Origin of the sequence: Spartinivicinus poritis, assembly GCF_028858535.1 — a bacterium.
Classification (GTDB): domain Bacteria; phylum Pseudomonadota; class Gammaproteobacteria; order Pseudomonadales; family Zooshikellaceae; genus Spartinivicinus; species Spartinivicinus poritis.
The window spans coordinates 1-16,013 of record NZ_JAPMOU010000055.1; the positions used below are offsets into that span (position 1 = coordinate 1).

The 16,013-nt window shown below is 38.2% G+C and carries 14 protein-coding genes and 1 tRNA gene; 7 read left to right on the forward strand and 8 right to left on the reverse strand.

From position 1 onward, the window contains the following. Positions 1-118: 118 nt before the first annotated feature. Together ORQ98_RS24775 and ORQ98_RS24780 are read left to right on the forward strand one after the other, a co-directional pair. Positions 119-790, forward strand: a complete 672-nt coding sequence (locus ORQ98_RS24775) for a TetR/AcrR family transcriptional regulator (RefSeq protein WP_274691509.1) — start codon at positions 119-121, stop codon at positions 788-790. Next, entirely contained in the window at positions 780-1,595 is an 816-nt protein-coding gene (locus tag ORQ98_RS24780; protein WP_274691510.1) for a Ppx/GppA phosphatase family protein, read from the forward strand. The genes ORQ98_RS24775 and ORQ98_RS24780 overlap by 11 nt, the downstream gene beginning before the upstream one ends. Here the strand turns inward: ORQ98_RS24780 and ORQ98_RS24785 are convergent. Continuing rightward, a complete protein-coding gene (locus ORQ98_RS24785) occupies positions 1,592-5,614 on the reverse strand; it encodes an NACHT domain-containing protein (RefSeq protein WP_274691511.1) in 4,023 nt (1,340 codons plus the stop codon). The genes ORQ98_RS24780 and ORQ98_RS24785 overlap by 4 nt on opposite strands. Positions 5,615-5,919: 305 nt before the next feature. On the opposite strand from ORQ98_RS24785, the gene ORQ98_RS24790 reads away from it, so the two are divergent. Further along, positions 5,920-6,405 (forward strand): hypothetical protein, encoded by a 486-nt coding sequence (locus ORQ98_RS24790; protein ID WP_274691512.1) that lies wholly within the window; start codon positions 5,920-5,922, stop codon positions 6,403-6,405. Here the strand turns inward: ORQ98_RS24790 and ORQ98_RS24795 are convergent. Further along, positions 6,402-6,596: a hypothetical protein gene (locus ORQ98_RS24795; protein WP_274691513.1), complete on the reverse strand. Its 195-nt coding sequence runs from the start codon at positions 6,594-6,596 to the stop codon at positions 6,402-6,404. The genes ORQ98_RS24790 and ORQ98_RS24795 overlap by 4 nt on opposite strands. Before the next feature lie 312 nt (positions 6,597-6,908). On the opposite strand from ORQ98_RS24795, the gene ORQ98_RS24800 reads away from it, so the two are divergent. Beyond that, positions 6,909-7,607 carry a substrate-binding periplasmic protein gene (locus tag ORQ98_RS24800; protein WP_274691514.1) on the forward strand — a complete coding sequence of 233 codons (699 nt, stop codon included), beginning with the start codon at positions 6,909-6,911 and terminating at the stop codon, positions 7,605-7,607. Between the two features lie 434 nt (positions 7,608-8,041). Here the strand turns inward: ORQ98_RS24800 and ORQ98_RS24805 are convergent, their stop codons facing one another. The 3 genes from ORQ98_RS24805 to ORQ98_RS24815 form a co-directional block, all read right to left on the reverse strand. Beyond that, entirely contained in the window at positions 8,042-8,398 is a 357-nt protein-coding gene (locus ORQ98_RS24805) for a PilZ domain-containing protein (RefSeq protein WP_274691515.1), read from the reverse strand. A gap of 77 nt (positions 8,399-8,475) precedes the next feature. Continuing rightward, positions 8,476-8,700 carry a hypothetical protein gene (locus tag ORQ98_RS24810; RefSeq protein ID WP_274691516.1) on the reverse strand — a complete coding sequence of 75 codons (225 nt, stop codon included), beginning with the start codon at positions 8,698-8,700 and terminating at the stop codon, positions 8,476-8,478. Between the two features lie 366 nt (positions 8,701-9,066). Next, a complete protein-coding gene (locus tag ORQ98_RS24815) occupies positions 9,067-9,789 on the reverse strand; it encodes a sulfite exporter TauE/SafE family protein (RefSeq protein ID WP_274691517.1) in 723 nt (240 codons plus the stop codon). Between the two features lie 154 nt (positions 9,790-9,943). Here ORQ98_RS24815 and ORQ98_RS24820 point away from each other — a divergent pair, with 154 nt between their 5' ends. Together ORQ98_RS24820 and ORQ98_RS24825 are read left to right on the forward strand one after the other, a co-directional pair. Further along, positions 9,944-10,582 carry a hypothetical protein gene (locus ORQ98_RS24820; RefSeq protein ID WP_274691518.1) on the forward strand — a complete coding sequence of 213 codons (639 nt, stop codon included), beginning with the start codon at positions 9,944-9,946 and terminating at the stop codon, positions 10,580-10,582. Positions 10,583-10,943: 361 nt separating this feature from the next. Further along, positions 10,944-12,137 (forward strand): adenylate/guanylate cyclase domain-containing protein, encoded by a 1,194-nt coding sequence (locus tag ORQ98_RS24825; protein WP_274691519.1) that lies wholly within the window; start codon positions 10,944-10,946, stop codon positions 12,135-12,137. Positions 12,138-12,155: 18 nt separating this feature from the next. Here ORQ98_RS24825 and ORQ98_RS24830 read toward each other — a convergent pair. Next, positions 12,156-12,232: transfer RNA gene (locus ORQ98_RS24830), tRNA-Leu, on the reverse strand. Between the two features lie 36 nt (positions 12,233-12,268). Then, the gene (locus ORQ98_RS24835) at positions 12,269-13,645 is read right to left on the reverse strand and encodes an MFS transporter (RefSeq protein WP_342455229.1); all 1,377 of its coding nucleotides are present in this window, start codon (positions 13,643-13,645) and stop codon (positions 12,269-12,271) included. 426 nt (positions 13,646-14,071) lie between these two features. Here ORQ98_RS24835 and ORQ98_RS24840 point away from each other — a divergent pair, with 426 nt between their 5' ends. Continuing rightward, positions 14,072-14,527, forward strand: a complete 456-nt coding sequence (locus ORQ98_RS24840) for a hypothetical protein (protein WP_274691521.1) — start codon at positions 14,072-14,074, stop codon at positions 14,525-14,527. A gap of 74 nt (positions 14,528-14,601) precedes the next feature. Here the strand turns inward: ORQ98_RS24840 and ORQ98_RS24845 are convergent, their stop codons facing one another. Then, on the reverse strand, positions 14,602-15,780 hold the full coding sequence (locus tag ORQ98_RS24845; RefSeq protein WP_274691522.1) for an SGNH/GDSL hydrolase family protein: 1,179 nt from the start codon (positions 15,778-15,780) through the stop codon (positions 14,602-14,604). Between the last annotated feature and the right edge of the window lie 233 nt (positions 15,781-16,013).

Consider the following 16,013-nt stretch of genomic DNA (forward strand, 5'->3'; position numbering starts at 1 on the left):
CAAATAAAAATCCAGCCCCATATTTCAACAGCAAGGCTTTTAAAAGCGGCTAAAAAATCACCTTGAAAGGGCTGGTCTTATTGACTTAATAGCTTTTATAGATTTAACAGGCTTACTAGTGGCAAAACCTAAAACACAAGATAAGATCATCAACACTAGCTTGGCTCTCTTTAACGAGCAAGGAGAGCGCAATGTGACAACAAATCACATTGCTTCTCACTTAGGTATCTCGCCAGGCAATTTGTACTATCACTTTAAAAATAAGCAGGAAATCATTTATCAGATATACCTTCAGTATGAGAACGACCTACAAAACATCTTGGTACTGCCACAAGACCGCCCTATTACCCTTTCAGACAAGCAGCACTACCTAACAGAAGTTGTACAATGCATGTGGTGCTATCGTTTTTTTCACCGAGACCTGGAACATCTATTATCTTCCGATCCGAAACTACATGGACGATATAAGCAATTTTCTCGGCTTTGCTTACAGTCCGCAGAAGCTATTTATAATGCCCTACGTACAGAGGGCTATATTACAGCCAGTGATGCTCAATTAAAGGCGTTAAGCAATCACTGCTGGATTACAATGACTTCATGGGTTAGCTTTTTACGAACCGCTGTTTTGTCAGACACAAATCGATTAACCAAGCAATGGATTCACGAAAGTATTTTTCAAATCATGGCTATTGAACTGGCTTTTTTTACTGAAAAGGCTTTATATGAGCTAAAAACACTAACAGAGCTCACCTCCCCATCTTTATTATTTGAGGCAATAGATGCAGTATAAGTGGTTCATTGACCTGGGCAGTCATTCAGCAAAGCTTTATCGTTTCGAATCTGGTGCGCTAGTCAAGTGCTGCTTAAGAAGCTGGCAATGGATAAAAAACAAATACGACAGACACACAATATACACGCAGCTTAAAAACCTGTTAAACGAATTCTCAGTAAATGAACCAATTTTAGCGGTGGGTACTGCTGCACTCAGAAATAATAAAATATTAAAAAAACATGCCGAGCAGGCTTGCAGAACACTTTCAATACCACTGAAAGTGATATCCCAACAACAAGAAGCAGAGTTAATTCGCTTGGCTTGCCAACACCATGATTATCCTAATGAGTATACGATAGTTGACGCTGGTGGAGGCAGTATTCAACTTATTCAACCTGACAAAGAAATACTGTTTTATCCTTATGGCTTAAACTATTTAACCCAACAATTTAATTTATCTAGTGAACCAGAAAATAGAAACCTCAAACAGTGTATCGAATGGCTAACCGCCCAGCTACCAAAATCAATTAACTCCTTTATTTATACCGGCGGCGAAAAGCGTTATCTAGAGCATTTAGCTGTACCATTAACTAAAGATAAGTGCGCAAAAATAGATTTTATTAAGTTAGCAAGTCAACTAGCGCCAAAAACACAGGAAGAGCTTCGCTGCTTATCCCCCTTCGATCCTGAATGGATGGATGGTGCTATCGCTTCCAACTGCTTAATAGTTGCATTACTTAATAACTGTAGTGAAGATTTTTTAATGGTGAATAACTTAACGATTGTTGATGGGTTGCCGTTTGCTAGCAACAAACTCTGTTAGGGCTTGGACACATCAAGAACAAACACATCTATTAGCCCTATGAGTTCAGGCGGAAGTTTTGCTTCAATAGAGCTTTTTAGTTCCTTAGCACCTCTAATACCGTGTTTTATACGCCCTGCAACCTTTTCTTTAATACCAAACCAAATCACGAGAAAAACACCTTGTTGTTCTGCATCTGGATGAATGGAGTAACGTTCATGTAATTGAGTGGATGCTGCAGTATAAAGCTCTGGATGCCACTGCCCTTTGACTTCAGTTACCAATAAACATCTTCTGCCACTTATCATTTTGGTTACTGTGAAATCACTCCGCTTTGCATCTTTTAATTGGTGCTCTGGGGTCACTGATATGCCTTGCGGTTCAAGCTTTAGATTGAGCCGCTCAGCAATAATCTCAGTAGACCGTACCTCATCCAACCGTTTGTCTTTTTCATAAAATCGATCTGCAGAGTTATATTCACCGCCGTTAATTGCCCCCTGAAATTCTTGAAGCTCTTGGATCACCAGTTGGCGCAAACCCTCAACAGTAACTATCTCGTTGTGATCTAGTAAATCCACTATTTCCTGAGGTGTGGGTGGTTCGAAATTCATCAATACCTTCTTCCTGACTTGACCTGCGCGCATTGACTTTAAGGTATTATGAAGGTCTACAAAGCGCATATCGCTAAGAAGCCGATCAAGGACAGGTATAGCATCATCAGGGTCATCTGAATCAATTAACCAGATCACATCTGTTAGGAAACGATATGCTTTCTCTTCCTTCGGGCTGTCTGTCCCCCAGGAATTAGGCAAATCAACCTTTGGCCATTTATCAATAAAAGCATCTAGAATACCTTCAACTTTGTTCGATGTGAGTTTAGGCCAATATTTATTACCTCTATATGGCACTAAATCTAACTGCCCACGTAATACAAATACTGCATCTTTATCTGCTTTGAACCAGTCCCAACACTTTTTAGGTACATCCTTTAGAAAGCAAAATGCGCGCAAGTACCAAAATTTACGCATTTGGTCGATGTCCTCACCAGCAGTTTGGTTCGGGCTATTGGATATAAACTCTGAACAACGCTCCACAATAATTTCATTCAAATCATCCCGGTTACCATACTGAGCAGCAATCTCAAAAAGCGTGTTTAATGGCTCGGAAGCCAACTCATGAAAACGGTTAAGCCATTCAATTGAGAGCGTTGCCCGCAAATGACTAAAGACGTCCTCGCGTAGTAAATCAACCTGAGGATAATTACATTTCAACTGTTCCAGTTGTGGCTCAACATACTGTCGGAGAAAACTCTCAGCATTTGTGATACCAGAAAAGATTAGTCGGTCAATTTCATTTTTGAGTGCAATACGATCACCTTCTGTAACTGCTTTATAGTGTGTGTAAAAGTTAGTTCGCAGTGCTTTTAAGAGCCGAAGATCAACACTTTCTAGGTTACCTTTAACACGCATGATCTCTAAGCAAGCCGCATAAAGGATCACTTCAGCATGTAAAATCTTTGAAGTACAGTGAAGTTCAGCAAGCTTAAGTAAATCGGGAATTTTTGGAGCTAGGAAGTCGAGGCAATTTCTAAGTGCGCTCCGAACCAGCGTTTTGTCACCAAACTCCTGCTCAATTTTATCTGAGTCATTAAGCACCAGTCTTGCAAAGTGAACTAGGCAACTCCAATGGCACCCACTTTCGACAAGCTCCCGGTTGGCTTGGATATACTTAATATTTAGTCTGCGGATATCATCATTTTGCCTACGACGGCGTCTCATCCTTCGAGTATGCTTAAACCTCGCAACTTGATTTCTAAGCCTGAATTGTTCCTCAGCTCTGTTCGACTTGGCCCACTCTCGCATAAATGATGGTTTCTCTCTTGCCTGCTCCCGCATATGCCGTCGCAAACTATCAGGGCCACGTATTCCTTTATTTCGATAGTACTGATGACTAGATATAAAGCTTGCCCACAAATTTGGGTTGTCAGTCCTAAACGCCAAATCGACTAAGAACTTGTCGTCATCAGCTTGAAGATGAAGGCCCGAGTGGGAGTGTAAACCAAACATATGTAATTTGGCCTTGAAAATCTGGTCCCGGTCTTTCAACTTTTCAAACACATGAGCAATAATGCCTTGACGCAGTTCATCGTCCTCTTGAAGTACTTTAACTGCCTTGCTTTGGTTTACAGTTTTACTCTCATGAAAGTTTAGGTTTTTGAGCCATTGCCAAATCCGTATTAGATTAAACGGAGGGTTAGCCAGATCGAAGTAATGATCCAGCATTGATCCGACGATCTTGCTTATACCGTTTCGGCAATCACACTCATATGACTCCTTCCCGCAAATACAGGCTAAGTCCTTAGTTAAAACATCCAAAAGCGATTCGACAGTTTCCAAAGTCAAACAGGCAATCAACTGTTTTATAGAGTAGCGGGCACCAACTGCCCCCCCCCCAAAAGTTTCATCATGTGAAGGATAGAGGCTTGTACAAGCCCGAAAAAAATCTTTGAGAAACGTATGTTCAAATGATTCTGGGCCAAGCTTTTCGATGGCTTCAGCAACAATTATTAGAGAGGTATTACTGGCCTCAGAAACTAGAGCAGATAAGTCAGCATGATGATCATGCTCTGGTAATGACAATAAACATCTACTGGCTAATAAGCGAGTAGTTTCACTTTCTTTGGGTGCTAGAGTAAGTTGGCACAATTCAACCTTTAACTTTTCAGCTGCTGGTGAGCCTGATATAAGTTCAAGGGTTAGATGATGCAAGTGTCCATTACTATTTGATTTCAGAAGAGGCTTAATCTCTTCTACAACGTCTTGAGTGAAGAAGCCAGCCACACTAAACCTGCGCCAGGAGTCACCCCTTCGGAAGTAGGGATCTATATCTTCAATTTTTTTCAGCTGATTTATAAGTAAACACTTTGACGACTTTTCAAGTTGAGATGGGTCACCATTTGCCAGCACAGCATAAGGGTCGAGCTCAATTGCAGCCTTTTCTATTGGCTTATTGCCTAATGCAGCCATCCAACCTAACAACCCCCGAAGTTCATCTCGTACTGCTGAATTTGGGGCAATGATAGCGAGGCACTTAGGTAATGTCAGAGAATCTGCTGGGGCTGCTATCCGCTTAGTGAGATAATCTGCTGCACAATATTCAGCGACGATCTTATGGACTGGACGGTGCTGATCTGCATTATTTCCAGGCTTAAAAAGTCGGGTTGCTAGTATGCTATTAGTAACCGTGTTGATGTTTGCCAATGATGCTAATAAGGGATACAGCAGGTTTTCAGAGGCTTCGCTCGTGCTAATACCCTCAGCACCAGATAATAAAAGCTTCGCGAAAACCTCTGACGACAGGTCAACTTTTTGAGTGGTTGAAAGTCCACATTTGGTTGTAGATACTTTGGTATTTGATTCTTTTGCTAAATGCTCGATTGCTTTTACAAAGATTGAATGTTTGCTGGTAAAACGTCTTTCGCTCTCAATATAAGCATCAGCAAATAATTTCAGGAACTGCGGGTTTGGAAGCAGTATTTCTAAATCAAATCGCGCAACTTCAGTACGGAAACCTTGGAAGTCTTCATTTTTTGCGTGATTCTCAAATATTTTTTGCTGCTCAGCTTCATCAAACTCACATAGTTTGACCACTAGAGGTGAGCATCCAATAAACTCTTTAAACGCGCTTGTAGTAGAGCTATACCACTCACTTGATCGACTCGAAATAATAACGTGCGTTGGGTTTGCCTTTCTAGCATTTGCGAAAAGTTTGTGTACTCCGGTTTGATCAACTTTGGCCAGTTCATCAAATGCATCAATCACTAGTGAGTAATTCTTCTCATCGCTTTCTATGTGCCTAAACAGATTTGCAGTCACCAGTGAGGACCCCAACTGTTTGGCAAGGCTTTTCATTAATTCTGTCTTACCACCACCAGGTTCAGCCAAAACAATAATGTAATTCGAGGTTGCTAGCAGCTCTTTTTCAGAATATATTTTTTCATTACTTGATAGTCTGCGTGGAAGGTAGAAAGTTGAATTCATAGATGCAAAACTTTAATGTGATACATGGGCTCAACTCAAGCCCTCTAAAGACTACTTGTTTAAACCAGGCAACTTCACCTGATGCTTCCTTTGCTACTAATCAAACAGCTAGGGGCACACATCAAATCAATTCCAGTGGGTCACTTTTTCTAAGAAAGTCCAGATCATATAACCAAGCTACCTATAAATAAAGCGTAATATAGACGACAAGAATAGGAATGGCAACATGACAACTAGCAGACTTTAGGGAAACAATTAATTTAGCTGGAGCTATTCAAGCACGCCCTCTATTTCAAGCTTCTAGCTTGCCAACACCATGGTTATCCTATGACACTGGTGGAGGCAGTATCCAACTTATTCAACCTGACAAAGAAATATTGTTTTATTCTTATGGTTTAAACTATTTGACCCAACAATTTAATTTATCTAGCGAACCAGAAAATAGAAATATCACACCGTGTATAAACTGGCTAACCAGCCAGCTACCCAAGACAATAAATTCCTTTATTTATACCGGTGGTGAAAAATATTATTTAGAACACTTAACTGTACCACTAACTAAAGATAAATGTACAAAAGCAGATTTTATTAAATTGGCAAATCAACTAAAACCAAAAACATTGGAGGAGCTTCGCAACTTATCCCCCTTCGATCCTAAATGGATGGATGGTGCTATCGCTTCCAACTGCTTAATTCTTGCATTATTTAATAACTGTAGTGAAGATTTTTTTATGGTGAATAATCTAACTATTATTGATGGTTTGCCTTTTGCTAGTAACAAACTCTGTTAGGGCTTGGATACATCCAGAGCAAACACATCAATTAAACCTGTTAGGTCTGCTGGTAGCTTCACTTCGATAGAGCTTTTTAGTTCCTTAGCACCTCCAATACCGTGTTTTATACGCCCTGCAACCTTTTCTTTAAATACCAAATCACGAGAAAAATACTTTGATGTTCTGCATCTGGTGAATACTATGAGCAAAAATAATGCCTCTCTGATAAAATACTGACAAAAAGGCACTAGCTATCTTATGATATCAAATAGTATACCCATCATGAATAATTTTTAGGTTTGAAAATAAAGTGGTATATACTCACAGCATAGATTGAAATTTAACTAACTTTTCAATGGTATATCATTTTTTGATATGTTAATGCTCTCAAAGTAGTAAAGATTGACTGCTTTAGGTCTATTCTATAACTAAAATCAAAGTTGTTATTTAGCTTTATGTATATACATACATTGTTACTTTTGACTTTTTCATTGCTGGCAACACTGATATTTAGCTGCCCTTTGCAAAAAGTCAGATTTATTTCTGAGGACTTTCCACCTTATAACTATATTACTGCTGATGGTAAAGTGGAGGGAATTGCTGTTGACATATTAGTCGCTGCTTCGTCTCTTGTGAATTGCCATGTGCAAAGAAGTGATGTTGAAATATTGCCTTGGGCGAGAGGGTACAAGTATGCACTAACTGAATATAATACAGCCTTATTTAGCATGAGTTACAGTAAAGAGAGATCCAAGTTGTTTTTATGGGCAGGCCCTTTTGCCAAAACAAAAAACGCACTGATTAAAAAAAAGGTGAATAATATTATTATTAATCCAGATAGCCCAATACACACCTTTGTGATTGGAGCAATAAGGAATGATATTAGTCATCAATTGGCATTGGCAGCAGGAGCTAAAAATCATAATTTTCGATTTGCAAACCATCCTGACAACTTAGCCAGAATGCTGTTTAAAGATAGAATTGATATGTGGGCATACAATTACATCACGGCTAGATGGATCTTTCGAAAACTTAAATATACTGCTGATGAGTTTGAAATTGCTTATTTAATGAGTGAAAACGATAATTTTTTTGCTTTCAACAAAGACACAGATCGTGAAGCAATACAGCTATTGCAACAAGGTATTGATCAATTAAAAACCATGCCAGGTAAATTTGGCGCATCGAAAATTGAAGAAATCATTCGAAACTACCTATAAACATTTACTCATCAAAACTCTCATGATAGTTATTGTGATGGTAATCAACATCAGCTGGGTTTCTTAACCAAGAAGCGCCCAGTTCTGTCGTAATAGAAAATTCACAGACTCACATTGACAAAGACTCATCACGGTAAATTAGGTATAGTTCGTCGTTAAAAGAGCTAGCCACCCGTTAGAAACTTTTACTTAATTATGACAAACAATCGATTATTAACTTATATAATGAATACTGTCATCTACTCCTATTGTTGTTTGTGGTTTAGGAAGTTGACTCTATCTCAAAAACAAAGTTTTAGCCCTTATTATCCTGAGGGCTTTTTTTCGTTATGTTTATTAATTCATTATATTGCTACCAGCTTAACTGGAATGGCTCGCAGAAATTACCGATAAAACAACAAACGACTCTAGCTGATGCTAATTATTTTCGATCGTTAAATTAAACCTTTTGTAAATCGAATTAAGAAGTTTCGATGAGTAATATTTAGTTTGAGAAATTCTATGCCAATGTAGCAATCCAAATCTTTAGTAGTTGCATGTCTTACTATCCCTTTTGCATATAAAGCGAAGTGGAAGTTCCTATAGTCCACAACAATCATAAGAGGAGGCTTCTCTCCCACTTTTAGTAAGGATGGCGACTCGAGTAAAACTCCATAGCTTGATATATTCAACGTTACAGCAGGAGTAGATGTCTTGTCTTTTTTTCGTTTAATAGCGGCTTCCCACTTTACAGCTCTGCGTTTACCTACACGTTGTTCATTAAATGCATTGAGTAAGGTTCTATTTTTCATGAGTGGAGTACTGCTATAGCTTGGCTTATTCTATCAGTATAGAAAAATTTATTACAATTTGTTAAAAACTGGAGACTTTAATCTTCATATTCGAGGATATCACCAAAATAAAATCCAAACATTCCTTTGTAAAACTTGATCTTCATTATCTTTGAATCAATACTGATGGCATTAACCATAAAAATTGCTTGGTCATTTGCCCGTATCGTCCAGTAATACTCTGCTCTACCACGAACATCTGTTCCTTGGGAAGCTGATATTACTGCGTAATCGCCTAAGAGCTGCTTAAGAACAAAATTCATTAAAAACGATAAGAAAGCCTAGTGGAGCGCCAGGCATATCACTGAACCAAAAGATACCATTTGTCATTCAATACCATGTATCTGTCACTAAGAGTAAGGGCATCATCTGGTTCATTAAATACTGCAATTTGCTATAAGATTATTGATGCCGATGGTGAAATAGTATTAGAAACTTTATATGACCGTTTTAAACTAACATCTAAGAAAATACCCCTTTATTTCAGTGAAGATTTGAGTATACATTGATCAGTATCACCTATTCTTAAAAAGTGATACGCAAGAACCATCAATATCAAGCGTAATTCCTTTGAGCTTGTTGCAATCTATAAAATCTAAATAATTCGTGCTTGCCTACTTAATTTACAATTAGATATTCATATAAAGAGACTGAGCAATAAGATTAATGGCAACCAGTGTCAACACCCACTTAACTATAGAAGAAAAACTTTTATTACTCAGCTTATGACGTACTTTGGTGCCAATATATGAACCCATTATACTAGCTACAGCAAGCGCTATGATAAGTGGCCAATAACTTAAAATAGAATATCCTAGCACACCATAAACAACCACTTTAAAAACATGACTAATTGCCATTAACACAGCATTAGTTGCGACGATGCCATCTTTAGTCAGCCCTCTATCCGTCAACACGGCAGTCGCTAAAGGGCCTGTTGCCCCAACAATCACCCCTAACCCAGATTGCAAACAACCAATTAGCCACATGGAATAATTCGAACGATTAAGCCAATTGAATAACTGTGTCCAAGTACTTAGTAAAATGAAAAAGCCGATCAAAAGGGGAAAGTAGTCAAAGTTAAAATTCACTACAACCAAGCTAGCAATCAACACACCTACTACTGAACCACTTAGAAAAGCACCAACTACAGCCCAGTGAACACTTCTATAAGCAAATAAAAACCTAGAGCAGTTACTCACCAGCTGGTTTGCACCATACATAGGAATCACGACAGATCCTGGCAAGTAAATAGGCAGTATGCCTAAAAACAGTTGACCACCGGCAAAGCCTAACACGCCACTCACAGTGGATGTTACTAAAGCTGCTATGGTTAAAATGATCCAATCCATACACTACCTTAATCACATAGCCTCGCATATTCAACTTCAAACTTATAAATAGCCAATGCGAATAGTGCAAAAAGAATGCTAAGGTCGTATTGCATTTTATCGCACTTTATTTAAAAGTGGTAAGGCTAAAATAACAAGGCAAGGAGTAAGCCCAATGAAAAAAAACTATATATTATCAGCACTATTTTGTTTAACTATAGGGGGAGGATATTTTAATTCAGCATCTGCTAGCCTGATAACCCAGGTGAATTCAGTAGATGGGCTTGGAGACCAAGCTAATTTTAAAATTGAAAACTTTGAAGACAATCAACTAAGTGCAGGTATTAATTTTTCGTCAAGTACTGGTGTTTATAATGCACCTGCAGATGACTTCAGTAGTGGTCATACGCCATCCGGTAAATATGGATTAACTACCAATAGTTATCCTGATCCTATTACCATGACATTTAAAAATCCAACTACCGCACTTGGCTTATTCTTCGGTAATGATGATACATGCTGTACCGATAACTTTACAGCCTATCTGGATATATTCACTAACAGTGGTGAAGTTGAAACCATTTCTGTCATTGCCAACATGAATAACTGGGCAGACCAATTTATTGGTTTTGTTAGTGAAATACTAATTACCAAAGTAGTGTTCCGCTACGGGTTTGATGGCACAGCACCATTACATGTATTTATTGATGATGTTAGGTATAAAGCTACAGCTGAAAGCATCTCTTTACCCGGCACACTTAGCCTGACATTACTAGCAGGTTTAGGCTTATTAAGGCGTAAAACCTTCAGTTAACTGCTTGGTATTTATCGCTACAGTTACCACCTTCAATCTTGGTTATGTTATGTTCAAATAGCTCCATAAAAAGATCATAATATAACCAGCCTTGTCAGAAACCCTTACCACTAACTTAATACTGAGTTTATTTTATATACAAATAATAAATGTCGCTTATTAAATACATCTTCAGGATCATTTCACTAAAATCAATCTAAGGGTAAGATAATTAAGACATCTCTGATAATTGCTTACTATCTTTGGGGGTTCTGAAAGAAACTACCCGACGGCACTTGTTCAGACCAACCACCAAGTTGCACAGAGGCTATAAGCAATTATTAGAGATCCTTACACTAACAATTGTGATGAAGGTGTACTGATGTCAAATGACACAGCTCCCTATAAGTGGCCTGACCCTGTTGTTGAATGGGCGGCTACTTCTATTATTGATGTAAATGCGCCTTCAGAGTGGGTACAAAAGCTGGTAGAACAAATGCTACAAGCCAGCCTACCTTTAGAAAGGGTAAGGATTTTACACCAAATTCTCCACCCACAATTATCCGGCATTAGCTACTGCTGGACTCGAACCAGTGCGGATGTTGTTGTTAATAAAGCAACCCAAGGCTTGTTAGAACGAGATTCTTACTTGCTCAGTCCTTTTCATCCAGTATGTAATGGTGAAACAACGCTAATTCATCGCCACCTAGAACACATAAATGAGCCGCTAGATTTTCCAATACTTAGCGAGCTAAAAGCGCAAGGAATGACAGATTACCTGGTTTTACCTCTCAATTTTTCTGAGGGTGAAATTGGCGCAATTAGCTTGGCCACTAACAGAACCAATGGCTTTAAGGAACATGAAATCAAACGTATCCAACAAATTGTTCGCGCAGCAACAAGAGGCCTGGAAATACTCATTAGACATGAAACAGCGTTGTCACTCATTTGTGCTTACTTAGGTAATACTACAGGAAAACGTGTTTTATCCGGCATGGTTCAACGTGGAGAAGGAGAAACCATTGATGCTGTTATCTGGTTTTCAGATTTAAGAAAATCAACAAAGCTATCAGAAGAGCTGCCAGCCGATGAATACTTAGCCTTACTCAACCAATACTTTGATTGTCTTGCAGGTGCAGTATTAAACCAGGGTGGAGAAGTGCTCAGGTTTATTGGTGATGCTGTATTAGCTATTTTTCCCGTTGACAAACAAAACTTCACCAGTTGGGAAACAGCTGCTAAAAATGCACTAATAGCAGTAAAAGATGCAGAACTAAGAATTGCTGTTTTAAATGAAATCCGCGCCAAAGATAATTTACCACCCATTAGCTATGGAATAGGTTTGCATTCAGGGCCAGTCCACTACGGAAATATCGGTACCTCTGGACGAGTAGAATTTACTGTAGTAGGCAAGGCCGCAAATGAGGCAGCCAAAATAGAATCTCTTTGTAAACCACTTAATCAAAAAGTAATTGTGTCAGAACCGCTTACTCAATATCATCAGGGGGCTTGGATCAATCTAGGTAAACATCAAATACCCGGTACAAATACCGAGTTATCCTTATTTACTTATTAGTACATTGTAAAAGCAATATGGTTGGCCGGGAAGGACTCAAACCTCCTCATACACTCTTCTCAGGAATACGCTCTGCCAGATTAAGCTACCGGCCAATGAATTGATAAATCATTTAGCATTAAGCGAATAACCTAATACTTGTAAACCCTTCCATAAACATATAAATACAAAAACACAAAAACACAAAAACAAAACCAACCTATAGATGTTGAAATGGAGTGAATTGTATGGTCAGCAGAAAGTCCTATTGCTTGATCAGCAGCCTTTCCTGTTAATACTACTCCCAACCCCGCAGCTAGTGTGATTATTGTTTTCGTAATGCCAGAAGCTGTACCAGCCACAACTGGACTCACAACTGACTGCGTTGCCACTAAAGTTAACGCATTCGCTATACCAAGAAAAATTGCACAAATAGTGATGCCTATTAAGTACATAACAAATGATGATAATTTAGGCACTGATATAAATACTGCAGCTACAACCCCCAAACATACATTCATCACAAACACTGCATGCAGGGTTTTAAGCCTTCCAGCAATAGGCCCACCAAATGCCATGATTAATGCAGGAGGTAAGAATGCTACTCCAGCCGAGTAGGGTGACAAGTGCCACACATCTTGTAATGACAGAGGTACAATAAATAAAAATACAACCGTTATTGCATTGATAACTGCCCCTACTACAGTCAACACTATAAAGTTTCTATTTTTGAAAATTTCTAAAGAGATCAGTGGATTACTTGACCTTTTTTCACTACTAAAAAACATAGTAATTAAAATTACAAATGCCATTGATAATAATATGTTTAAATTTACATTCCCTCCTGTAGATACTCCATCAATTAATAAACTAAGGATAGCCAAAGACAAGGTTATCAAAAACAACCCTCTCATATCGATTAACTTTGTTTTGTATGTATCATTTATCTCTGTTTTGACAAAAATGGCTGAATAAATTGCCATTAAGACGATAGGAATATTAAGCCAAAATATCAAGCGCCAAGAAACTGCTTCTGTAACCAACCCACCTAATATTGGCCCACCTGCTGTAGCGCTGCCACCAATGCCAATAGCCAGCCCAATTGCTTTACTTCTTTTCTCTTTTGGATAGACATTAGTGATCAACGCCAGTCCAGCAGGCATAATGCAAGCACCTCCAGCCCCTTGTATAGCCCTTGCAATCACTAATACAGACATGGATTGAGCTAAAGCACAGAGTATCGATGCGATACCAAATAAAGCTAAACCTATAATTAAAATATTTCTATAGCCATATTGATCACTCAACCTACCAGCAGCAAGCATTAACCCGCCTACTGATAATAAATAAACACTAACAACCCACTTCAACCCACCTTCTGATGCAGACAAATCAATACCAATTTGGGGTAAAGCTAAATTAAGTGCAAACGCATCCAACTGAATGCAAAAAATCCCTGCTGCGAATGCCAACAAAGCGAAAATAGGACTATTCGCAATTTTTTTATTCATAATAAAATTAACCTTCATTTATTTACAGTCATATTAAAACTAGTACAGGCCCTGTGTATCAGCCTGATAGGTATACTGTGAGTAATGTAACTAGTATTTAATAATGGTCTTTTCCAACTTATCAATACTGTGGACAGTTTTTGAATTATAAAACATTGCTCTACAGGCCATGTACCATAGGAAGGAGGAGTTTATTGCATGTTAAGCCTCAGGCTATCTTGCAATAAAGTATATGAGAGTAGAGCACTCCCCCCGTAAACACTAACATACAACACCTATAAAACTGTCCGCAGTATTGAACTTATAAGAGCTATAACAAATTAATAAACCCTTTACATGTCGGATACCCAAAATAAGAAGTTAATGAACCTGAAGTACTTCAAGCTTAATTCCAGTAAGTACTGCTACACTTAGAAGACTTTGAGCCACTAACAGGATGAAGTCATGCTTTCTGTCTTAAAATCTATCACTCTGACAACCGGGTTGCTCTTCTGTATAGCTACTCAAGCCGCAACGATTGAACTGGTTGATGGAACACGTATCTTAGGTGAGATCAAGTCTCTAAACGACGGGGTTTACGTTATCGATACACCTAGCCTGGGCCAAATGCGAATAGAGCAAAAGAAGGTTCGTTCAATAAGTAAGGGTAAAGCAGCTGCTGCTAATAATCTATCAATTGATAGCATTAGGCAATCACTTATTAATAGTCCTGAAACAATGAAGGCCATATTAGCACTACAAAATGATCCACAAGTCAAAGCCATACTTGCAGACCCTGAACTGATGCAATTAATAAACAGTGGTAATATTAATGCCTTGCAGAACAATCCTAAGATTCAACAATTGATGACCAATCCTGAAGTGCAATCCATAACCAAGCAGATTCTTCTAGGGCAATAGCATGAATTACACCTAATAATGAGTCATAGAAGGTATACCAGTCACGATTCATTATTAGATGTAGAGCAACTACCCTAGTGGAGGGTATAGTGCTGTTCAAAGAAACTATACAGTCTATCAGCCAACACTTTATGTGCAGCAGTAGTTGGATGTACTTTATCCCAAAATAAATAACCATCACAACTATCTGGTGCATTACCTGCTATATCGATACTTCTAGCCATTGTAGATTCATCATCTTTTAGTTTAGAACCACTATTTCGATTAAAAGAATCTCTTTGCTGAAAAGACATTTGTTGCTGTGAAGGTAAGGCATCATGTAGCATAGGGTTTTCAGAAAAGCTAGGATCATTTTCAAATAACTCTTGTAACTCATATCTATTTAGCTCTTCCATTTTTTTCGGTTCAGTTCGCCAATCATAGTAATCGTACTGTATTAGCGACTCACTATGTGCAAACTGTTTACTTTTACCTTTTATAAATGGGCGCCAAATATACCCTTTGGTATAGCAGGCCTGATCAATATTAGTAAAACCCAAACTAGACGCATTCTGAATTATTTCTTTCAACTCACTTGCAACATCAAATAGCCTGACTTTGTCAGGGTTTCTTGTACTCATTAGTCTAATTAGTTCTTGATTATGTTTGGTTGAGACATTCTCTAAATCAGCAGATTGTGTATTATCGTAATAAATTGAGAAAGGCGTTATATTGAGCTTGGGTATATTAATAACCAACACCTGGGCAGCGCCGCCGATTAATGCCTGGCTAATTGTTCGATCAATAGCCAACATCACTCTGTCCGTGTCTCGCCAGTTATTTGTCACATAATCATTGGCACCAGCCCAAATAATTACAAGATCAGAAGTTTGGAATTTATCATGTTCTAAAAACTGTTCTACTTCATGTTCAAGATTATTAATCACTTGATACGTTGGGTTATAAGACTCTTTTTCATATGCAGCTGCTGTAGCACCGCCTTCTGACTCATTAATTATTGTTAAATCAATAGCTTTCTTTTGAAAAGCCTCTTTTATGTAATCAACCCAAACTGGCCCATCAGAAAATCGCCCTGTATAATAAGGTGGACTGGATGGCAGCCATCCTTTTGTCTTTTTATACATTTTCCCTGTGTCACTCAAACTATCCCCAAAAATCACAATACGATTAATACTCACCTGCTCTTTTGCAGAAAGTTGAATTGCAGAAAATAAAAATACAGCAATGACAGAAAGCTTTATTAGTTTTTTCATAATTAATATTCTTTTTATTTTGAAGTATCAAATGCCACCCTCTATCACATAGAAGCTGTTTATTTTTAATACCCTTTCACAAACCACTCCATGTGGGAGAGGCAAAATAAAGCTGGTTACTTATATTTATATCCACAGCTTATATTTGTATTTTAATTCTACTTTATAACAGTTGTTTTAAATGGATGATTGATCACAAAAACAGATTACTAAGCAAACTTTACATTTCATTC